The organism is Paracoccus spongiarum (genome assembly GCF_030732095.1).
GTDB classification, from domain to species: domain Bacteria; phylum Pseudomonadota; class Alphaproteobacteria; order Rhodobacterales; family Rhodobacteraceae; genus Paracoccus; species Paracoccus spongiarum.
Genome location: NZ_JAVAMQ010000029.1, coordinates 1 through 21,340, shown reverse-complemented (window position 1 = coordinate 21,340; position 21,340 = coordinate 1). Strand labels below are relative to the sequence as shown.

At 67.2% G+C, this 21,340-nt stretch carries 19 protein-coding genes and 1 tRNA gene; 19 read left to right on the top strand and 1 reads right to left on the bottom strand.

Features of this window, described 5'->3' with window-relative positions; all coding sequences use genetic code 11:
- The first annotated feature begins 189 nt into the window (after nt 1-189).
- The 9 genes from Q5Y72_RS18240 to Q5Y72_RS18200 all read left to right on the top strand — a co-directional run bounded on the left by Q5Y72_RS18240 (nt 190) and on the right by Q5Y72_RS18200 (nt 5,873).
- Nucleotides 190-663, top strand: a complete 474-nt coding sequence (locus Q5Y72_RS18240; protein ID WP_305964848.1) for a DMT family transporter — start codon at nt 190-192, stop codon at nt 661-663.
- 82 nt (nt 664-745) lie between these two features.
- A complete protein-coding gene (locus tag Q5Y72_RS18235) occupies nt 746-1,258 on the top strand; it encodes a GNAT family N-acetyltransferase (protein ID WP_305964847.1) in 513 nt (170 codons plus the stop codon).
- Nucleotides 1,259-1,366: 108 nt separating this feature from the next.
- Complete coding sequence (locus Q5Y72_RS18230; RefSeq protein WP_305964846.1) at nt 1,367-1,660, top strand: ribbon-helix-helix domain-containing protein; 294 nt, start codon at nt 1,367-1,369, stop codon at nt 1,658-1,660.
- A 92-nt stretch (nt 1,661-1,752) separates the two neighbouring features.
- The gene (locus Q5Y72_RS18225) at nt 1,753-2,148 is read left to right on the top strand and encodes a VOC family protein (RefSeq protein ID WP_305964845.1); all 396 of its coding nucleotides are present in this window, start codon (nt 1,753-1,755) and stop codon (nt 2,146-2,148) included.
- A gap of 54 nt (nt 2,149-2,202) precedes the next feature.
- Nucleotides 2,203-2,724 (top strand): Twin-arginine translocation pathway signal, encoded by a 522-nt coding sequence (locus Q5Y72_RS18220; protein WP_305964844.1) that lies wholly within the window; start codon nt 2,203-2,205, stop codon nt 2,722-2,724.
- Nucleotides 2,725-2,739: 15 nt separating this feature from the next.
- The gene (locus tag Q5Y72_RS18215) at nt 2,740-4,314 is read left to right on the top strand and encodes a GMC family oxidoreductase (RefSeq protein ID WP_305964843.1); all 1,575 of its coding nucleotides are present in this window, start codon (nt 2,740-2,742) and stop codon (nt 4,312-4,314) included.
- Nucleotides 4,315-4,494: 180 nt separating this feature from the next.
- The gene (locus Q5Y72_RS18210) at nt 4,495-4,884 is read left to right on the top strand and encodes a (R)-mandelonitrile lyase (protein WP_305964842.1); all 390 of its coding nucleotides are present in this window, start codon (nt 4,495-4,497) and stop codon (nt 4,882-4,884) included.
- 147 nt (nt 4,885-5,031) lie between these two features.
- The gene (locus Q5Y72_RS18205) at nt 5,032-5,463 is read left to right on the top strand and encodes a VOC family protein (RefSeq protein ID WP_305964841.1); all 432 of its coding nucleotides are present in this window, start codon (nt 5,032-5,034) and stop codon (nt 5,461-5,463) included.
- Nucleotides 5,460-5,873, top strand: coding sequence for a GFA family protein (locus Q5Y72_RS18200; protein WP_305964840.1), 414 nt, complete (start codon nt 5,460-5,462; stop codon nt 5,871-5,873). The genes Q5Y72_RS18205 and Q5Y72_RS18200 overlap by 4 nt, the downstream gene beginning before the upstream one ends.
- A 123-nt stretch (nt 5,874-5,996) precedes the next feature.
- On the opposite strand, the gene Q5Y72_RS18195 is transcribed toward Q5Y72_RS18200, so the two are convergent.
- Nucleotides 5,997-6,500: a DUF892 family protein gene (locus Q5Y72_RS18195; protein ID WP_305964839.1), complete on the bottom strand. Its 504-nt coding sequence runs from the start codon at nt 6,498-6,500 to the stop codon at nt 5,997-5,999.
- Nucleotides 6,501-6,775: 275 nt separating this feature from the next.
- Here Q5Y72_RS18195 and Q5Y72_RS18190 point away from each other — a divergent pair, with 275 nt between their 5' ends.
- From Q5Y72_RS18190 to rpoC, 10 genes are all read left to right on the top strand, one after another.
- Nucleotides 6,776-8,629: an ABC transporter ATP-binding protein gene (locus Q5Y72_RS18190; protein ID WP_305964838.1), complete on the top strand. Its 1,854-nt coding sequence runs from the start codon at nt 6,776-6,778 to the stop codon at nt 8,627-8,629.
- Nucleotides 8,630-8,707: 78 nt separating this feature from the next.
- Nucleotides 8,708-8,783: transfer RNA gene (locus tag Q5Y72_RS18185), tRNA-Trp, on the top strand.
- A 276-nt stretch (nt 8,784-9,059) separates the two neighbouring features.
- A complete protein-coding gene (secE, locus tag Q5Y72_RS18180) occupies nt 9,060-9,254 on the top strand; it encodes a preprotein translocase subunit SecE (RefSeq protein WP_305964837.1) in 195 nt (64 codons plus the stop codon).
- A 172-nt stretch (nt 9,255-9,426) separates the two neighbouring features.
- Nucleotides 9,427-9,963 (top strand): transcription termination/antitermination protein NusG, encoded by a 537-nt coding sequence (gene nusG, locus Q5Y72_RS18175; RefSeq protein WP_305964836.1) that lies wholly within the window; start codon nt 9,427-9,429, stop codon nt 9,961-9,963.
- Nucleotides 9,964-10,048: 85 nt separating this feature from the next.
- A complete protein-coding gene (rplK, locus tag Q5Y72_RS18170; protein ID WP_305964835.1) occupies nt 10,049-10,501 on the top strand; it encodes a 50S ribosomal protein L11 in 453 nt (150 codons plus the stop codon).
- Between the two features lie 3 nt (nt 10,502-10,504).
- Nucleotides 10,505-11,203: a 50S ribosomal protein L1 gene (gene rplA, locus Q5Y72_RS18165; protein WP_305964834.1), complete on the top strand. Its 699-nt coding sequence runs from the start codon at nt 10,505-10,507 to the stop codon at nt 11,201-11,203.
- Between the two features lie 249 nt (nt 11,204-11,452).
- The gene (gene rplJ, locus Q5Y72_RS18160) at nt 11,453-11,968 is read left to right on the top strand and encodes a 50S ribosomal protein L10 (RefSeq protein WP_305964833.1); all 516 of its coding nucleotides are present in this window, start codon (nt 11,453-11,455) and stop codon (nt 11,966-11,968) included.
- 65 nt (nt 11,969-12,033) lie between these two features.
- Nucleotides 12,034-12,405 carry a 50S ribosomal protein L7/L12 gene (rplL, locus tag Q5Y72_RS18155; protein ID WP_305964832.1) on the top strand — a complete coding sequence of 124 codons (372 nt, stop codon included), beginning with the start codon at nt 12,034-12,036 and terminating at the stop codon, nt 12,403-12,405.
- A 239-nt stretch (nt 12,406-12,644) separates the two neighbouring features.
- The gene (rpoB, locus tag Q5Y72_RS18150; protein WP_305964831.1) at nt 12,645-16,790 is read left to right on the top strand and encodes a DNA-directed RNA polymerase subunit beta; all 4,146 of its coding nucleotides are present in this window, start codon (nt 12,645-12,647) and stop codon (nt 16,788-16,790) included.
- A 50-nt stretch (nt 16,791-16,840) separates the two neighbouring features.
- Nucleotides 16,841-21,079 carry a DNA-directed RNA polymerase subunit beta' gene (gene rpoC, locus Q5Y72_RS18145; RefSeq protein ID WP_305964830.1) on the top strand — a complete coding sequence of 1,413 codons (4,239 nt, stop codon included), beginning with the start codon at nt 16,841-16,843 and terminating at the stop codon, nt 21,077-21,079.
- Nucleotides 21,080-21,340 lie beyond the last annotated feature (261 nt).

Below are 21,340 nucleotides of genomic sequence, written 5' to 3'. Positions count from 1 at the left end.
AGAGACAGGGGGCCGTCCGCAAGGGCGGCCCCTTCGGCTTTTGCGCGGCCCCGACGGCCCGGTCGCGTGGCCGGCGATTATCCACAATCGCGCAAATCAGCCTTGCGCAGATGCGGGGCGGCGGGGCGCGCCCCTGGCTGCTAGGCTCGCGCAGCTCGGCGCCGAGCGCCACGATAACGGGGGTCCAGGATGCAGCTGCTCATCGCGCTTCTGACGGCGGTCTTCGCCGGAGCCGTCATCCCGATGCAGGCCGGCGCGAATGCGATGCTGGCGCGGGCGCTGGGCCATCCGCTGTGGGCCGCGCTGGTGTCGCTGGCGCTCAGCGCGGTGCTGCTGGTTCCGGTGCTTCTGGCGCTGCGCGTGCCGCTGCCGCAGCTGGCCGCGCTGGCCGGCCAGCCGCGCTGGATCTGGCTGGGGGGCGCGGCCGGCGCCATCTATGTCACCGCCGCGGTCATCATGGCGCCGCGGCTGGGTGCGGCGGGCTTCATGCTGGCGCTGATCGCGGGCCAGATCCTCGCCGCCATGCTGATCGACCAGCTGGGCGCGGTGGGCTTCCAGCGCCGCCCGCTGGACACGCCGCGTCTGATCGGCGCGGGGCTGGTGCTGGCGGGGGTGCTGGTGATGCAGGGGCCGGCGCTGTGGCGGATGCTGCGGGGCGGCTGACGACGGCGCCTCAGGCGCCCGCTGGCCCTTCCCTTTGCGCGCCGCCGCCGCCATTCTCGGCGCGCAGAGAGGGGCACCCGACATGCTGATCCGCGACGCCGCCGACGCCGACCTGCCGGGCATCACGGCGATTCACAACCATGCCATCCGCCACACGACGGCGATCTGGAACGCCACCGAGGTCGACATCGCCAACCGCCGCGCCTGGCTGGCCGAGCGCCACCGGGCCGGCTATCCGGTCCTCGTCGCGCTGGACGATGGCCACACGGTGCTGGGCTACGCAGCCTTCGGCGACTGGCGCGCCTTCGAGGGCTATCGCCACACCGTTGAACATTCGGTCTATGTCCGCCACGACCGGCAGGGCGGCGGCATCGGGCGGGCGCTGATGCTGGCGCTGATCGACCGGGCGCGCGCGCTGCGCAAGCACGCGATGGTGGCGGGCGTCGAGGCCGGCAACAGCGGCTCGATCCGGCTGCATGAATCGCTGGGCTTCCGGCAGGTGGGCCTGCTGCCGCAGGTCGGCACCAAGTTCGGCGCCTGGCTGGACCTGGTCTTCCTGCAAAAGCTGCTGGACCACCGCGAGACCCCCGACTGACCGCGCCCCGGCGCAGGCGGGCCTGACCATCCCGACAGGCCGGGCATCGTTGACCGCCGCGCGCTTCTGCCGCAAGATCGGGGCTTCAGGGTGGAACGGATCAAGCTGATGTGCCAGATCTTCGCGGGGCAGGACCCCGGACGCTACGAGACCGTGACGCGGCGGCTGCGGCTGAACGGGCAATCGACCTCGATCCGGCTGGAACGGGCCTTCTGGAACATCCTCGACGACATCGCCGCGCGGGAAGGGGTCAGCACCCCGGCCTTCATCTCCAGGCTTCATGCCGAGGTGCTGGAACTGCATGGCGAGGCGCCGAACTTCACCTCGCTGCTGCGCTGCGCCTGCACGATCCATCTGGGCGAGGACGCGCAGCTTGCGCCCGCCGCCATCGCGGCCGAGTGATCGCGAAAACGCGGCTGTAGTAATCCGATACTACCCGCGCCCCGCCCCGGGCCCTTAGCCTTGTCGATGAACGGGCAGGCAAGGGGGCCTTCATGGCGAAATACATCCATTCCATGATCCGCGTGCTGGACGAGGCGCGCTCGGTCGCGTTCTACGACCGCTGCTTCGGGCTGAAGGTGGCCGAGCGGCTGGATTTCGACAGCTTCACGCTGATCTACCTGTCGAATGGCGAAAGCGGGACCGAACTGGAACTCACCGTCAACAAGGGCCGGACCGAGCCCTATGATCTGGGCGACGGCTACGGCCATGTCGCCTTCTCGGTCGAGGATGTGGACGCGCTGCACGCCCGGCTCGAGGCCGAGGGCTTCGCGCCGCGCAAGCTGGTCGATTTCGCGCCCGGCGGCGCGGTGATCGCCCGCTTCTTCTTCATCGCCGATCCCGACGGCTACCAGATCGAGGTGCTGAAGCGGGGCGGCCGATACCAATGACCGGACCGGCGGCCAGGGGAGAGGCCGCCGGCAGACAACAGGGGAGGAGGACCCATGTCGCAATTGAGAAAGCAGGGGCTGACCCGGCGCGCGCTCTTGTCGCGGGCCGCGGCGGCCGGGGCGCTGGCGGTGGCGGGGGCCGGCTTCATCGCCGCGCCCGACGCCGCCTGGGCGGTCGAGGTGACGGCGATCAGCGAACACGAGATGGCGACGCTGCTGCAGATGGCGCGCGACATCTATCCGCATGACCGGATCGGCGACCGCTTCTACGCCATCGCCGTCAAGGGCCATGACAGCGAGGACCACAAGGCGATGGTCGCCGAGGGCGTCGCCGCGCTGGACGCCGCCGCGAAGGCCGCGGGCTTCGACAGCTATCTGGCCGCCGGCTGGGAGGCCGATCGCGTCGCCATCCTGCGCGGGCTCGAGGACACGCCGTTCTTCCAGGCCGTGCGCGGCGGTCTGGTGACCGGGCTCTACAACCAGAAAGAGGTCTGGCCGGTCTTCGGCTACGAGGGCGAGTCCTTCTCGCAGGGCGGTTACATCGACCGCGGTTTCGACGACATCGACTGGCTGTGAGGGAGGCAGGCAATCATGGCTGAGGCAGCGAAATTCGATCTGAAGGACGACAGCGTGGTCGTCATCATCGGCACCGGCGCGGGCGGCGGGGTGCTGGCCAACGAACTGGCGCAGAAGGGCGTCAAGGTCGTGGCGCTGGAGGCCGGCGGGCGCTATCTGCCCGAGGATTACGTCAACGACGAATGGGAAAGTTTCGGCCAGCTGGCCTGGACCGACCCGCGCACGACCAGCGGCGACTGGCGGGTGGCGCGCGATTTCAGCGGCCTGCCCGCCTGGATCGTGAAGGCGGTGGGCGGCACGACGACGCATTGGGCCGGGGCCTCGATCCGCTTTCAGGATCACGAATGGAAGGCGCTGACCACCTATGGCGCGGTCGAGGGCGCAAGCCTGATGGACTGGCCCATCGACGCCGCCGAGATGGCGACCTGGTACGACAAGGCCGAGGCCAAGCTGGGCGTGACCCGCAGCGGTGCCTTTCCGGGCCTGCCCGGCAACAACAACTACAAGGTCTTCGAGGCCGGCGCCAGGGCGCTTGGCTACAAGGAGGTCTCGACCGGGCGCATGGCGATCAACAGCATCGACAATGACGACCGGCCGGCCTGCCAGCAGACCGGCTTCTGCTTCCAGGGCTGCAAATGGGGCGCCAAGTGGTCGGCGGCCTATACCGACATCCCCAAGGGCGAGGCGACCGGCAATCTGGAGGTGCGCGACCATTCCCACGCGGCCCGCATCCTGCATGACGACACGGGCCGCGTCACCGGGGTCGAGTATTTCGACAAGGACGGTGCCCTGCAGTTCCAGGCCGCGCGACTGGTCGCCGTGGCCGGCAACACCTTCGAAAGCCCGCGCCTGCTGCTGAACTCGGCCAGCGGGATGTTTCCCGACGGGCTGGCCAACAGCTCGGGGCAGGTCGGGCGCAACTACATGCGCCACACCACCGGATCGGTCTATGGCATCTTCGAGAAGCCGGTGCGCATGTGGCGCGGCACCACGATGGCCGGCATCGTCCAGGACGAGGCGCGTCACGATCCCGCGCGCGGCTTCGTGGGCGGCTACGAGCTGGAAACCCTCAGCCTCGGCATCCCCTTCATGGCGGCCTTCCTCGATCCGGGCAGCTGGGGGCGCGAATTCACCTCGGCGCTGGACCAGTACGAGAACATGGCCGGCATGTGGATCGTGGGCGAGGACATGCCGCAGGCCGACAACCGCGTCACCCTGTCCGACACGGTGGACAAGTTCGGGCTGAAGGTCGCGAATGTGCATTACAGCGACCACCCGAACGACATCGCGATGCGCAACCACGCCTATGATCGCGGGCAGGCGATGTACAAGGCCATGGGCGCGACCCGCACCCTGCCGACGCCGCCCTATCCCTCGACGCACAACCTCGGCACCAACCGCATGTCCGAACGCCCCGAGGATGGCGTGGTCAACCGCTGGGGCCAGACGCATGACATCCCGAACCTCTTCGTCAGCGATGGCAGCCAGTTCACGACCGGCGCGGCCGAGAACCCGACCCTGACCATCGTCGCGCTGGCGATCCGTCAGGCCGACCACATCGCCCGCGAGATGCAGGCCGGCAACCTCTAGGCCGGCAACCTGCACGCGGACGATCTCCGGACGGGCAATTTTCGGGCGGGCAATTTTCGGGCGGGCCACCGTCAGGTCGGACCGGCGCGCCGCCCCGATGCGGGCGGCGCGCCCTTTTTCCTTTGCCGCGCGGCCGCGGCGGTGTCAGGCTCGGGGCATTGCGACGGATCAGGGAGCGCCATGCAGATCACCCGAAACGCAGATCGCGGCGACGAGGCGGGGCCGTCCGCCTGGTTCAGCGGCGCGGTGCAGATCGCCCCGGTCATCGCGGCGCCCGCGCCCGCGCGGGTGGCCGCCGCGGTCGTCAGCTTCCGGCCCGGCGCGCGGACCGCCTGGCATACCCATCCGCTGGGCCAGACGTTGCTGATCCTGACCGGGCAGGGGCTGGCGCAGCGCGAGGGCGGTCCGGTCGAGCTGCTGCATCCGGGCGATGTCGTCTGGTTCGATCCCGGCGAGCGGCACTGGCACGGCGCCACCGCGCAGTCCGCGATGAGCCATCTGGCCATCCAGGAACGGCTGGACGGCCGCGCGGTCGACTGGCACGAGCATGTCGCCGACCCGCTGCCCTGATCCGCAGCCCTGGGCCGCTGTCCCGGCCCGGTCGCGCTGTCCTTCCGCGCAGGCACCGTGCCCCCGCCGGCCCGCTGCTGACCCGATCTGGCAGCAGCCCTGCACCATGCTGTCCCGACCCCGGCATCATGCATCACGGAGCCCGCCATGATCGATCATATCGGCCTTGCCGTCTCGGACCTGCCCGCCGCCCGCGCCTTCTATGAGGCGGCGCTGGCGCCTCTCGGCATCGCGGTGCTGATCGAGGTCACCGAGGAGATGACCGGCGGGCAGGGCGCCCATCTGGGGCTTGGCCGCGACGGCAGCCCGGCCTTCTGGATCGGCACCGGCAGGCCGCCCACCACGGGGGCGCATCTCGCCCTTGCCGCCCCCGACCGCGCCGCGGTCGCGGATTTCCACGCCGCGGCGCTGGCCGCCGGCGGGCGCGACAACGGCGCGCCCGGCCTGCGCCCCCATTACCATCCCGGCTATTACGCGGCCTTCGTGTTGGACCCGGACGGCCACAACATCGAGGCGGTCTGCCACGACGGCGCCATGGCGGATGAGGGGGCCATGCCGGATGAGGGGGGCGCGGCATGACGCTGTATCGTGGCAGCTGCTTCTGCGGGGCGGTCGCCTTCGAGGCCGAGGGCGACCTTGCCCGCGGCACGATGCGCTGCAACTGCCGCTTCTGCCGCAAGATGCGCTACTGGGAGATGCTGTTGCCCGACCCGGACGGCTTCCGGCTGATCCGCGGCGCCGAGGCGCTGGCCGAAACCCCGCTGGCCCGCGCCGACCGGGTGGGGATGCATCACCGCTTTTGCGGGCGCTGCGGCACGAGGCTGTGGACCGAGGGCGTGCTGGCCGAACTGGGCGGCCGCTTCGTGCAGGTCTGCGTGAGCGCGCTGGACGATGTGCCGCTGGCGGATCTGGTCGCCGCGCCGATCCATCACGCCGACGGCGCCGCCGACAACTGGTGGGCCGAGGCCCCCGAGTCAAGACATCTCTGAGGCCGCCACCTCCGGGGCCCGCCAGACCCGTAAAAACGCGGCCCCGCCGTGGGGGAGCGGGGCCGCAACTCGTTAAGACTGGGGATAGGAAGACAGGGCGGAAGGGGGCTCGCCGGCGGCTGCCTAGCGGCCGTCAACCGCGGCCATGTTCACGCCGCCCTCGGCGATCCGGGTCATGTGCCGGTCGCCTTCCCAGGTGTTGTCCAGGCATTCCTGCAGCGCGGCGGCGTCGCCGTCGAGGCCCAGCCGGTTCGCGAAGGTGCGCACGCAGCCATAGCCCGCGATGGCGTAATGGGCCATGCGCTGATACTGGGTGATGATCGCCGCGTCATGGGCATCCTCGTCGCCATAGCTGGCCTCGATGCCGTGCTTGCGGGCCTCGACGATCAGCCCCTCCATGCCGCGGCAATGTTCGCCGGTCGGGTCCATGCCGTGGCCGTCGCAGATGCTGGCCAGAACCTCCATGCCGCGGGCAATGCCCTGGTTGCCGGCGATCAGCGCCTCGGACAGCTCGCGCGATTTCGCGGCGCGGCCCAGTTCCGTCACCATCGGCATCGACTGCTTGCAGGCCGAATACAGGTCCTTCAGCTGGTCCAGATACAGATCCTTGAGGTTCTTGATGGTCATCGGCTTCTCCTTTCGGGATCGGTTCGGCCGCCGCGGCGGCACGACATTCGCCCCCCCAACGGCTTGCGGGCGGATGCGTTCCCGCGGTCGCGGCAGGGTGAACAAAGATCAGTCCGCGCCGCGACGGGCGCGGCGGCTTGACATGGCGGCCGCGCGGGGCCAGCAGTTTGCCTTCCGCCGCCACGGTCCGAACGCCACGGCCCGGACGGAGCAACCCGGACGGAGCAACCCGGACGGAGCAACCCCGACGCCGCAACCCAGATCGGGAACAGCCCATGTTCACCTGGTTCGAACGCCGCATCGACCCCTATCCCGACACGCCGCCCGGCATGCCGCCGCGCAGCCTGTGGGGCTTCGTGCTGCATTACAGCCGCGGCGCGATCCCCTGGCTGGCGCTGCTGGCGCTGCTGTCGGGCGTCATCGCGGTGATCGAGGTGATGCTGTTCGGCTGGCTGGGCGAGCTGGTCGACCGGCTGGGCGACACGCCCCCCGGCCTGTTCTGGCAGCAGGAGGGCGCGCGGCTGGCGATGATGGCCCTTGTGCTGCTGGTCCTTCTGCCGGCCCTGAACCTGCTGGCCGCGCTGGTGCTGCACCAGTCGCTGATGGGCAATTTCCCGCAGCGCATCCGCTGGCAGGCGCACCGCTATCTGCTGCGCCAGTCGATCGGCTATTTCCAGGACGAATTCGCCGGCCGCATCGCGCAGCGCCTGATGCAGACCGCGCTGGCGGTCCGCGAGGTGGCGATGAAGCTGACCGATGTGGGCAGTTATGTGCTGATCTACTTCCTCGGCGCGCTGGTGCTGGCGGCCAGCCAGGACTGGCGGCTGGCGCTGCCCTTCCTGGCCTGGGCCGCGGCCTATGGCGTGATGCTGTGGCAGATCGTGCCGCGCCTCGGCCGGGTGGCCCAGCAGCAGGCCGATGCCCGCTCGGCGATGACCGGCGGGGTGGTCGACAGCTATACCAACATCGCCACCGTCAAGCTGTTTTCGCATTCGGCCCGCGAAGAGGCATGGATGCGCCGCAGCATGGATCGCTTCCTGACCACCGTGCATGCGCAGATGCGGCTCAGCAGCATCCAGGACGTGACGCTGAACCTGATCAATGTCGCGCTGGTCGGGTCGGTGACGGCGCTTGGCCTGTGGCTGTGGTCCGAGGGGCGGGTGGCCACCGGCGCGGTGGTGGTCGCGGTGCCGCTGGCGATGCGGCTGAACAACATGGCGCACTGGATCATGTGGGAATTCGCCGCCCTGTTCGAGAATATCGGCACGGTGCGCGACGGCATTGCCAGCCTCGCCCTGCCGCGCGAGGTGCGCGACGCGCCGGATGCCCGGCCGCTGCGGCCCGGACCGGGCGCGGTGGACTTCCGCAACGTGACCTTCCGCTATGGCGGCGCGGCGGGCGGCCAGCCGATGGCGGTGCTGGACGACCTGACCCTGCAGATCGCGCCGGGCGAGCGGGTCGGTCTGGTCGGCCGGTCGGGCGCGGGAAAATCGACGCTGGTGAACCTGCTGCTGCGGTTTCACGACATCGAGGGCGGGCGCATCACCATCGACGGGCAGGACATCGCGCGGGTCACGCAGGACAGCCTGCGCGCGGCGATCGGCGTGGTCACGCAGGACAGCTCGCTGCTGCACCGCTCGGTGCGCGACAATATTGCCTATGGCCGCCCCGATGCCGACGCGGCGCAGATCGCCGCGGCGCTGCGCATGGCCGAGGCGCAGGATTTCGTGCCCGCCCTGTCCGACAGCGCCGGCCGGCGCGGGCTTGACGCGCATGTGGGCGAACGCGGGGTCAAGCTGTCGGGCGGCCAGCGCCAGCGCATCGCCATCGCCCGCGTCGCCCTGAAGGATGCCCCGATCCTGGTGCTGGACGAGGCGACAAGCGCGCTGGACAGCGAGGTCGAGGCCGCGATCCAGTCCCGCCTGCAGGCGCTGATGGCCGGCAAGACCGTCATCGCGATCGCGCACCGGCTGTCGACCATCGCCGCGATGGACCGGCTGGTGGTGATGGACCGGGGCCGCATCGCCGAGCAGGGCAGCCATGCCGAGCTGCTGGCCCGGGACGGGCTTTACGCCCGGCTCTGGGCCCGGCAGTCGGGCGGCTTTCTGGCGGCGGACGCGGCCGAATAGCGCCGCGGCCGCGCCGTCCGGGCGCGTCAATTCCGCTTGCACCGCCGGGGCGGCTGCCGTAAACCGGCGCTCGACCGCAGGGGTTTAGCTCAGTTGGTAGAGCATCGGTCTCCAAAACCGAGGGTCGTGGGTTCGAGTCCCCCAACCCCTGCCAGTCGCCGTCCACGCCATCGCCATCCGACACGCCATCGCCACGCGACACGGTCTCGCCATGCGAGGGGGCATCGGCAGCGCCGCCCGCCGCTTCCCGCCGGGCGTTGCGCGGCCTTTCGCGGGCGTTAACGCGGCGTGCGTTGTCGGTGTACGGCCTGTGCACGCCCGGTGCGCCTTCCGTGCCCCGGCGGTGCCTGCCCGGTGGTCCTGCCATGCGGGCTTGAATCGCGGCGCGGCGGGCGATACATGACCCGCTGACATTGCGAAGGAGCCGCGCGTGGCAAACCCCGTCCAGTTCATCAACCAGGTCCGTGCCGAGGCCGCCAAGATCACCTGGCCGACCCGCCGCGAGGTCATCACGACCACCATCATGGTGTTCATCATGGCGGCGCTGGCCAGCGTGTTCTTCTTCCTCGTGGACCTGGCGATCCGCTTCGGCATCACCGAGGGGCTGCGCCTCATCAGCGGCTGATCGGGGCTTGCAATTCCGGACGCGCGGCGGTATCTGCCCCCGACTGTCCGGAAAGCGGCGTGCATCGAATCCGCATGCGCGCCGATTTCGATTTTTCCGGACGCATTGAATTTCAAGGGCTTGGCGCGCGCCGCGCGTGATTCCCTCAGGACGAGCAGGGGTCGATCGAAACATGGCAAAGCGTTGGTATTCGGTCAGCGTCCTGTCGAACTTCGAGAAGAAGGTTGCCGAGGCGATTCGCCAGGCCGCCGCCGAGAAGGGGCTCGAGGGCGAGATCGACGAGGTGCTGGTCCCGACCGAAGAGGTCATCGAGATCCGCCGCGGCAAGAAGGTCACCTCGGAACGGCGCTTCATGCCGGGCTATGTGCTGGTCCACATGGACATGTCGGACCGCACCTACCACCTGGTGAACTCGATCAACCGGGTCACCGGCTTCCTCGGCGCGCAGGGCAAGCCCATGCCGATGCGCGACGACGAGGTGAACATGATGCTGCACCGCACTGGCGACGGCGAACCCGCCGCGCCGCGCAACCTTATCCGCTTCGACGTGGGCGAGAAGGTGAACGTGACCGACGGCCCCTTCGAGGGCTTCTCGGGGATGGTCGAGGAGGTCGACGAGATCTCGTCGCGCATCAAGGTCACGGTGTCGATCTTCGGCCGGCCGACGCCGGTCGAGCTGGAATTCACGCAGGTCGCCAAGACCGCGTGATCTGTCGCGGGAGGTTCCGGTCGCAGGGCCGGGCCGCACCGCTAAATCGGCCCATCGGGGCTTGATGATGTAAGGAGAAGGCCAGATGGCCAAGAAAGTCGTCGGGCAGCTGAAGCTGCAGATCAAGGCGGGTCAGGCGAACCCGTCGCCCCCCGTTGGCCCCGCCCTGGGTCAGCGCGGCATCAACATCATGGAATTCTGCAAGGCGTTCAACGCCAAGACGCAGGAGATGGAGCAGGGCTCGCCCGTTCCCGTGGTGATCACCTACTACGCCGACAAGTCGTTCACCTTCGAGACCAAGACGCCGCCGGCGTCGTTCCTGCTGAAGAAGGCCGCCGGCCTGAAGCCGGTGGGCAAGCGGAACCGTCCGAAGGGCTCGGACAAGCCTGGCCGCAACGTGGCCGGCACGGTGACCGTGAAGCAGGTCCGCGAGATCGCCGAGGCGAAGATGGCCGACCTGTCGGCCAATGACGTCGATCAGGCGATGAAGATCATCCTGGGCTCTGCCCGGTCGATCGGTATCGAGGTGAAGGGCTGAGCCATGGCAAAGATTTCCAAGAAGAAAGCCGCGGCCCGCGCCGCCTTTGACGGCAAGTCGAACCTGACGGTCGAGGATGCGGTCAGCCTGGTCAAGTCCAGCGCCTCGGCCAAGTTCGACGAGACCGTCGAGATCGCGCTGAACCTGGGCGTCGACCCGCGCCATGCCGACCAGATGGTTCGCGGTGTGGTGACCCTGCCCGCCGGCACCGGCAAGGACGTCCGCGTCGCCGTGTTCGCGCGCGGACCCAAGGCCGACGAGGCCAAGGCGGCCGGTGCCGACATCGTCGGCGCCGAGGACCTGATGGAAACCATCCAGTCGGGCAAGATCGAGTTCGACCGCTGCATCGCGACGCCGGACATGATGCCGCTGGTCGGTCGCCTGGGCAAGATCCTGGGCCCGCGCAACCTGATGCCGAACCCCAAGGTCGGCACGGTGACGATGGACGTGACCGCCGCCGTCAACGCCGCCAAGGGCGGCGAGGTGCAGTTCAAGGCCGAGAAGGCGGGCGTCGTCCACGCCGGCATCGGCAAGGTGTCGTTCGACGCCGACAAGCTGGCCCAGAACCTGCGCGCCTTCGTCGACGCGGTGCAGAAGGCCAAGCCGACGGGCGCCAAGGGGACCTACATGAAGAAGGTCTCGATCAGTTCGACCATGGGGCCGGGCGTGTCGGTCGACGTGGTGTCGGCGACCGGCAACTGAGGATTTCCCGGCCCAGGCCGGGGATGACGGGGCAGCCAAGGCCGCCCCGTCCTGTCCGAGACGGAGGGTGCGGATGCCGGTTTCGACCGGCCCCGCTTAATGTCCTTCCTGAGATGGGGAAGCATTTTTCCGAAGACCCCCTGCGGGACTATCTTCGGGCGATCTTGCCCTAGCGGACCCGACCCGTCGCCCGGTTCCGGGCACGGGAAAGTGAGAGCCGGGGGGAAACCCCCAACTTGGAGTGAAACCGTGGATAGAGCACAAAAAGAACAGGTGGTCGAAGAACTCGGCCAGATCTTTGAAAGCTCTGGCGTCGTGGTGGTTGCCCACTACGAGGGGATGACGGTTGCACATATGCAGGACCTCCGCTCGCGCATGCGCGAAGCCGGCGGCTCCGTTCGCGTGGCCAAGAACAAGCTCGCCAAGATCGCCCTGGAAGGGAAGGCCTGCGCAAGCATCGCCGACTACCTGACGGGCATGACCGTGATCACCTATTCGGAGGATCCGACCGCTGCTGCGCGGATCGCCGACAAATACGCCAAGGACAACGAGCGCTTCGTGATCCTGGGCGGTGCGATGGGTGACACGGCGCTGGACCCCGCCGGTGTGAAAGCCGTCGCCTCGATGCCGTCGCGTGAAGAGCTGATCGCTCAGATCGTGTCGTGCCTCGGTGCGCCTGCCAGCAACATCGCCGGTGCCATTGGCGCGCCTGCTTCGAACATCGCGAGCATCCTCACGACCCTCGAGGAGCGTGAGGCTGCGTAAGCAACCCATTCCCGACTGGTGGTTGAACACCCGACGTTGGAACACTAACTGGAAAGAACGGAAAAATGGCTGACCTGAAAAAACTCGCCGAAGAAATCGTGGGCCTGACCCTGCTGCAAGCCCAGGAACTGAAGACCATCCTGAAAGACGAATACGGCATCGAGCCGGCCGCCGGCGGCGCCGTCATGATGGCCGGCCCGGCCGCTGCCGCCGAGGCCGTCGAGGAAAAGACCGAATTCGACGTCGTCCTGACCGACGCCGGCGCCAACAAGATCAACGTGATCAAGGAAGTGCGCGCGATCACCGGCCTGGGCCTGAAAGAGGCCAAGGATCTGGTGGAAGCCGGCGGCAAGGTGAAGGAAGGCGCGGCGAAAGCCGAGGCCGAAGAGCTGAAGACCAAACTGGAAGCCGCTGGCGCCAAGGTCGAACTGAAGTAATCGGTCCTCGGACTGGTGGAAATGTGGCAGGGTCCGGGGTTTCCCGGTCCCTGCCGAACCTGTCTTGAAGGGCGGTCCGGGCACCGGACGGCAAGGGACCTTCCTTCAGGGCATGTTCGGGATTCGGGAGCCGCACGGTGGGACGGGCGGCGTGAATTGGATCTCACCCCTGCATTCGTAGGCCGATCCCCGGGGGCCCCGACCCGGCGATCGCGCGAAGACGAAAGGTGACAAGACCCATGGCGCAAGCTTACGTCGGCCAGAAGCGGATCCGCCGCTATTATGGCAACATCCGTGAAGTTCTGGAGATGCCGAACCTGATCGAGGTTCAGAAATCCTCCTACGACCTGTTCCTGAATTCCGGCGAGGGCAGCGCCCATCACGATGGCGAGGGGATTCAGGGTGTTTTCCAGTCGGTCTTTCCGATCAAGGACTTCAACGAGACCGCGACGCTGGAATTCGTGAAATACGATCTCGAGCGTCCGAAATACGACGTCGAGGAGTGCCAGCAGCGCGACATGACCTATGCCGCGCCGCTGAAGGTGACGCTGCGTCTGATCGTGTTCGATGTCGATGAGAACACCGGCGCCAAATCCGTCAAGGACATCAAGGAGCAGGACGTGTTCATGGGCGACATGCCCCTGATGACCACGAACGGCACCTTCATCGTGAACGGCACCGAACGCGTCGTCGTGTCCCAGATGCACCGCAGCCCCGGCGTGTTCTTCGACCATGACCGCGGCAAGACCCATTCCTCGGGCAAGCTGCTGTTCGCCTGCCGCATCATCCCCTATCGCGGCTCGTGGCTGGACTTCGAATTCGACGCCAAGGATCTGGTCTTCGCGCGCATCGACCGCCGGCGGAAACTGCCGGTGACGACGCTGCTCTATGCCCTCGGCATGGACCAGGAGGCGATCATGGACGCCTTCTACGAGACCGTCGACTACAGCCTGCGCCGCGAGGGCCGCGCGCAGGGCTGGGTCACGCGCTTCTTCCCCGAGCGCGTGCGCGGCACCCGCCCGGCCTATGACCTGGTGAACGCCGAGACCGGCGAGGTCATCACCAAGGCGGGCGAGAAGGTCACCCCGCGGCTGGTCAAGAAGCTTCAGGAATCGGGCGAGCAGATCAACCTGCTGGTCCCGTTCGAGCGGATCATCGGCCGCTTTGTCGCGAAGGACATCGTCAATGACGAGACCGGCCTGATCTATGCCGAGGCCGGCGACGAGATCACCGCCGAATACGATCGCGACGGCGAGTTGAATGGCGGCCTGCTCAAGGCGCTGCTGGACAATGGCGTGACCGAAATCCCGGTGCTGGACATCGACCATGTCAATGTCGGGCCCTACATCCGCAACACCATGGCCGCCGACAAGAACATGAACCGCGACGGTGCCCTGATGGACATCTACCGCGTCATGCGCCCCGGCGAGCCGCCCACCGTCGAGGCCGCCTCGAACCTGTTCAACAGCCTGTTCTTCGACAGCGAACGCTATGACCTGTCCGCCGTGGGCCGGGTCAAGATGAACATGCGCCTCGATCTGGACGCGCCCGACACCCAGCGCACCCTGCGTCACGAAGATATCGTGGCCTGCGTGCGCGGTCTGGTGGAACTGCGGGATGGCAAGGGCGAGATCGACGACATCGACCATCTGGGCAACCGCCGGGTCCGCTCGGTCGGCGAGCTGATGGAGAACCAATATCGCGTCGGCCTGCTGCGCATGGAGCGGGCGATCCGCGAACGCATGTCGGGCGTCGAGATCGACACCGTGATGCCGCAGGACCTGATCAACGCCAAGCCGGCGGCGGCGGCGGTCCGTGAATTCTTCGGCAGCTCGCAGCTGTCGCAGTTCATGGACCAGACCAACCCGCTGTCCGAGGTGACGCACAAGCGCCGCCTGTCGGCGCTTGGGCCGGGCGGCCTGACGCGCGAGCGCGCGGGCTTCGAGGTCCGCGACGTTCACCCGACCCATTACGGCCGTATGTGCCCGATCGAAACGCCGGAAGGCCAGAACATCGGCCTCATCAACAGCCTCGCGACCTTCGCGCGGGTGAACAAGTACGGCTTCATCGAGACCCCCTACCGCAAGGTGATCGAGGGCAAGGTGACCGACGAGGTCGTCTACATGTCCGCGACCGAGGAAATGCGCCACACCGTGGCGCAGGCCAACGCGACGCTGGATGCCGAGGGCAATTTCGTCGACGAGCTGATCAGCACCCGCCAGTCGGGCGATTTCATGCTGAACCCCGTCGATGCCGTCGATCTGATCGACGTGTCGCCGAAGCAGCTGGTCTCGGTCGCCGCCGCGCTGATCCCCTTCCTTGAAAACGACGACGCCAACCGCGCGCTGATGGGCTCGAACATGCAGCGTCAGGCGGTGCCGCTGCTGCGTGCCGAGGCGCCCTTCGTCGGCACCGGCATGGAGGCCGTCGTGGCCCGCGATTCCGGCGCCGCGATCACCGCGCGCCGGGGCGGGGTCATCGACCAGGTCGACGCGCAGCGTATCGTCGTGCGCGCGACCGAGAACCTGGAAGCCGGCGATGCCGGCGTGGACATCTATCGTCTGCGCAAGTTCAAGCGGTCGAACCAGTCCTCGACCATCAACCAGCGGCCGCTGGTGAAGGTGGGCGAGAAGGTGGTGGGCGGTCAGGTCATCGCCGACGGTCCCTCGACCGATCAGGGCGAACTAGCCATCGGCCGCAACGTGGTCGTCGCCTTCATGCCGTGGAACGGCTACAACTATGAAGACTCGATCCTGATCTCGGAACGGATCCACCGCGACGACGTGTTCACCTCGATCCATATCGACGAATACGAGGTGGCGGCCCGCGACACCAAGCTGGGCCCGGAAGAGATCACCCGCGACATCCCGAATGTCGGCGAGGAAGCCCTGCGCAACCTCGACGAGGCGGGCATCGTCTATATCGGCGCCGAAGTCGGTCCGGGCGACATCCTGGTGGGCAAGATCACCCCCAAGGGCGAAAGCCCGATGACGCCGGAAGAAAAGCTGCTGCGCGCGATCTTCGGCGAAAAGGCGTCCGATGTGCGCGACACCTCGCTGCGCCTGCCGCCGGGGGCCTATGGCACCATCGTCGAGGTCCGGGTGTTCAACCGCCACGGCGTCGACAAGGACGAACGCGCCCTGCAGATCGAGCGTGAAGAGGTCGAGCGTCTGGCCCGTGACCGCGACGACGAACAGGCGATCCTGGACCGCAACATCTATGCGCGCCTGAAATCGCTGATCCTCGGCAAGGTCGCGGTGAAGGGTCCGAAGGGCGTTCGGCCCAACAGCGAGATCACCGACGATCTGCTGGCCACGCTGAGCCGTGGCCAGTGGTGGCAGCTGGCCATCGGCGAAGAGGACCTCGCCAAGGAGGTCGAGGCGCTGAACCAGCAATACGACAGCCAGAAGAAGGCTCTGGAGCATCGCTTTGACGACAAGGTAGAAAAGGTCCGCCAGGGCGACGACCTGCCGCCGGGCGTGATGAAGATGGTCAAGGTCTTCGTCGCGGTGAAGCGCAAGCTGCAGGCCGGCGACAAGATGGCCGGTCGCCACGGCAACAAGGGTGTCGTGTCCAAGGTCGTGCCGATCGAGGACATGCCGTTCCTGGCCGACGGTACCCCCGTCGACCTGGTGCTCAACCCCCTGGGCGTGCCGTCGCGGATGAATGTCGGCCAGATCCTTGAAACCCACATGGGCTGGGCCAGCCGTGGTCTTGGCATCAGGATCGACGAGGCGCTGGAGAACTATCGCCGTAGCGGCGACATGTCCCCGGTGCGCGAGGCGATGCGGATCGGCTATGGCGACGAGTTGTATGCCGAGACCTTCGAGGGAATGGACGACGACACCCTGCGCGACCATGCCGACACGGTGCGTTCGGGCGTGCCGATCGCCACGCCGGTCTTCGACGGCGCCAAGGAGGTGGACGTCAACGACGCGCTGACCCGCGCGGGCTTCGACAGTTCGGGGCAGTCGGTGGTGTTCGATGGCCGCACGGGCGAACAGTTCGCCCGCAAGGTCACCGTGGGGATGAAATACGTCCTCAAGCTGCACCACCTTGTCGATGACAAGATGCATGCCCGCTCGACCGGGCCCTACAGCCTCGTGACCCAGCAGCCGCTGGGCGGCAAGGCGCAGTTCGGTGGCCAGCGTCTGGGTGAGATGGAGGTCTGGGCGCTGGAAGCCTATGGCGCCGCCTACACCCTGCAGGAAATGCTGACCGTCAAGTCGGACGATGTTGCCGGCCGCACCAAGGTCTACGAGTCCATCGTCAAGGGCGAGGACAATTTCGAGGCCGGCGTGCCGGAATCGTTCAACGTGCTGGTCAAGGAGGTCCGGGGTCTGGGCCTCAACATGGAACTCCTGGATGCGGAGGAAGAGGAATGAGGGCTTCGGCCCTCATCCGTTCCCCCCGTGCCCTTCATTAGGATCTGAAAATGAACCAGGAACTTGCCACCAATCCCCTGAACCCGCTGGCCCCGCCGCGGCAGTTCGACGAAATCAAGATCTCGCTGGCCTCGCCTGAGGAAATCCTTGCCTGGTCCTTCGGCGAGGTGAAGAAGCCCGAGACGATCAACTACCGCACGTTCAAGCCGGAACGTGACGGCCTGTTCTGCGCGCGCATCTTCGGTCCGATCAAGGACTACGAATGCCTGTGCGGCAAATACAAGCGAATGAAATATCGCGGTCTCGTCTGCGAGAAATGCGGCGTTGAAGTCACGCTGCAAAAGGTCCGCCGCGAACGCATGGGCCATATCGAACTGGCCGCGCCGGTCGCCCATATCTGGTTCCTGAAGTCGCTGCCCTCGCGCATCGGCCTGATGCTGGACATGACGCTGCGCGACCTGGAACGCATCCTCTACTTCGAAAACTACGTTGTGATCGAGCCGGGCCTGACCGACCTGACCTATGGCCAGTTGCTGAGCGAAGAGGAGTTCCTTGACGCGCAGGACAATTTCGGCGCCGACGCCTTCCAGGCTGATATCGGCGCCGAGGCGATCCGCGCGATGCTGGCCAATATCGACCTGGCCGCGACCGCGGAACAGCTGCGCGAGGACCTGAAAGAGGCGACGGGCGAGCTGAAGCCCAAGAAGATCATCAAGCGGCTGAAGATCGTCGAATCCTTCCTGGAATCGGGCAACCGGCCCGAATGGATGGTGCTGACGGTCATTCCGGTCATCCCGCCGGAACTGCGCCCGCTGGTGCCGCTGGACGGCGGCCGGTTCGCCACCTCGGACCTGAACGACCTGTATCGTCGCGTCATCAACCGGAACAACCGCCTCAAGCGGCTGATCGAGCTGCGCGCGCCCGACATCATCGTGCGCAACGAAAAGCGCATGTTGCAGGAATCGGTCGATGCGCTGTTCGACAACGGCCGTCGCGGCCGCGTCATCACGGGCAACAACCGTCGCCCGCTGAAGTCGCTGTCGGACATGCTGAAGGGCAAGCAGGGGCGCTTCCGCCAGAACCTTCTGGGCAAGCGGGTCGACTTCTCGGGCCGCTCGGTCATCGTGACCGGCCCCGAACTGAAGCTGCACCAGTGCGGCCTGCCCAAGAAGATGGCCCTGGAGCTGTTCAAGCCGTTCATCTATTCGCGGCTCGAGGCGAAGGGTCTGTCCTCGACCGTCAAGCAGGCCAAGAAGCTGGTCGAAAAGGAACGCCCCGAGGTCTGGGACATCCTGGACGAGGTGATCCGCGAGCATCCGGTGCTGCTGAACCGCGCACCCACGCTGCACCGTCTGGGCATCCAGGCGTTCGAGCCGATCCTGATCGAGGGCAAGGCGATCCAGCTGCACCCGCTGGTCTGTTCTGCCTTCAACGCCGATTTCGACGGCGACCAGATGGCCGTCCACGTTCCGCTGAGCCTTGAGGCGCAGCTGGAAGCGCGCGTGCTGATGATGTCCACGAACAACGTGCTGTCGCCGGCCAACGGCGCGCCGATCATCGTGCCGTCGCAGGACATGGTGCTGGGCCTCTACTATGTCTCGATGCAGCGCGACGGCATGAAGGGCGAGGGCATGGCCTTCGCCAATGTCGACGAGGTCGAGCACGCCCTTGCCGCCGGCGAGGTGCATCTGCACGCCAAGATCACCGCGCGGATCAAGCAGATCGACGAGAACGGCATCGAGGTCGTCAAGCGGTTCGAGACCACGCCGGGCCGTGTCCGCCTGGGTGCGCTGCTGCCGATGAACGCCAAGGCGCCGTTCGAGCTGGTCAACCGCCTGCTGCGCAAGAAGGACGTGCAGGTCGTCATCGACACCGTCTACCGCTACTGCGGCCAGAAGGAATCGGTGATCTTCTGCGACCAGATCATGGGCCTCGGCTTCCGCGAGGCGTTCCGCGCCGGCATCAGCTTCGGCAAGGACGACATGGTGATCCCCGACAACAAGTGGACCATCGTGGACGAGGTGCAGGAGCAGGTGAAGGAGTTCGAACAGCAGTATCTGGACGGTCTCATCACCCAGGGCGAGAAGTACAACAAGGTCGTGGACGCCTGGTCGAAATGCAACGACCGCGTGACCGAGGCGATGATGTCGACCATCTCGGCCACCAAGAAGGACGCCAACGGCGCCGAGATGGAGCCGAATTCGGTCTACATGATGGCCCATTCGGGCGCCCGGGGTTCGACCAACCAGATGAAGCAGCTGGGCGGGATGCGCGGGCTGATGGCCAAGCCGAACGGCGAGATCATCGAGACGCCGATCATCTCGAACTTCAAGGAGGGCCTGACGGTTCTGGAATACTTCAACTCGACCCACGGCGCCCGGAAGGGCCTGTCGGATACGGCGTTGAAGACCGCGAACTCGGGCTACCTGACGCGGCGCCTGGTGGACGTGGCGCAGGACTGCATCATCCGCGAGCATGATTGCGGCACCGAGCAGGCGATCACCGCCAGCGCGGCCGTCAATGACGGCGAGGTCATCAGCCCGCTGGCCGAGCGCGTGCTGGGCCGGACTGCGGCCGAGGACGTGCTGGTGCCGGGCGAGGACGAGATCATCGTCCGCGGCGGCGAGATCATCGACGAGCGCAAGGCCGACGCCATCGAGGCGGCAGGCGTGCAGACGGTCCGCATCCGTTCGGCGCTGACCTGCGAATCCGAGGACGGGGTCTGCGCGCTGTGCTATGGCCGCGATCTGGCCCGCGGCACGCTGGTCAATATCGGCGAGGCGGTCGGCATCATCGCCGCCCAGTCGATCGGCGAGCCGGGCACCCAGCTGACGATGCGGACCTTCCACATCGGCGGCATCGCCCAGGGCGGCCAGCAGTCGTTCCAGGCCGCCTCGCACGAGGGCACGGTGCAGTTCCGCAACGAAAGCGTCCTTGCCAACGCAAATGGCGAACAGGTCGTGATGTCGCGCAACATGCAGTTGCTGGTCATGGACGAGCAGGGGCAGGAGCGTGCCAGCCACAAGCTGTTCTACGGCAGCAAGCTGTTCGTGAAGGAAGGCGAGCGGGTGATCCGCGGCGCCAAGCTTTACGAATGGGACCCCTACACCCTGCCGATCATCGCGGAAAAGGGCGGCGTGGCGAAGTTCGTCGACCTGCTCTCCGGCATCTCGGTGCGCGACGAGACCGACGATGCCACCGGCATGACCCAGAAGATCGTGACCGACTGGCGTTCCGCGCCCAAGGGCAACGATCTGAAGCCCGAGATCATCATCATGGATGAGAACGGCGAGCCGGTGCGCAACGACCAGGGCAACCCGGTCAGCTATCCGATGTCGGTGGACGCCATCTTGTCGGTCGAGGACGGGCAGGAGATCCGCCCGGGCGACGTGGTGGCCCGCATCCCGCGCGAAGGCGCCCGGACCAAGGACATCACCGGCGGTCTGCCGCGCGTGGCGGAACTGTTCGAGGCGCGCCGTCCCAAGGATCACGCGATCATCGCCGAGATCGACGGCTATGTGCGGTTCGGCAAGGACTACAAGAACAAGCGCCGCATCAGCATCGAGCCGTCCGAAGAGGGTCGCGATCCGGTCGAGTACATGGTGCCGAAAGGCAAGCACATCCCGGTGCAGGAAGGTGACTTCGTGCAGAAGGGTGACTACATCATGGACGGCAACCCGGCGCCCCACGACATCCTGCGCATCATGGGGATCGAGGCTCTGGCCGACTACCTGATCGACGAGGTGCAGGACGTCTACCGGCTGCAGGGCGTGAAGATCAACGACAAGCACATCGAGGTGATCGTGCGGCAGATGCTGCAGAAGATCGAGATCCTCGACAGCGGCGACACCACGCTGCTGAAGGGCGAGCATGTCGAGCGCGACGAGTTCGAGGAAGAGAACGCCAAGATCGAAGCCAAGGGTGGCCGCCGCGCCACGGGCGAGCCGGTGCTTCTGGGCATCACCAAGGCCAGCCTGCAGACCCGCAGCTTCATCTCGGCCGCCTCGTTCCAGGAAACGACCCGCGTGCTGACCGAGGCCGCCGTGCAGGGCAAGCGCGACAAGCTGGTCGGGCTGAAGGAGAACGTCATCGTCGGCCGGCTGATCCCCGCCGGCACCGGCGGCGCCACCGCCCGCGTCCGGCGCATCGCGACCGAGCGTGACATGGAGGTGATCGAGGCCCGGCGCGCCGAGGCAGAGGCCGCCGCCGCGCTGGCCGCGCCGGCGGTCGAGGAGACCGCGCCCGGCGACGCCTTCGCCGACGTCACCGGCGGCGACAGCGACGCGTAAGCGCAGGCACATGACCCGAAAGGCCCGGCCCGCAAGGCCGGGCCTTTCCCGTTTCCCCGGCTGCACGGGCGGCACGGCGGAACCCGTTCCGCTCACGCACGTTTGCAAACCGGAGCGCGGCGATTCCGACCGGCGCCCCGCGTGGCGACTGGTGCGCGCGGCGGTGCGGCGGGCGCTGGCAATCAGGAGGATCCGCATGACCCGTGACGGCGCCGGATGAGGATTGACGAGATCGAACGCCGACTACGGGGGCATTTCGGG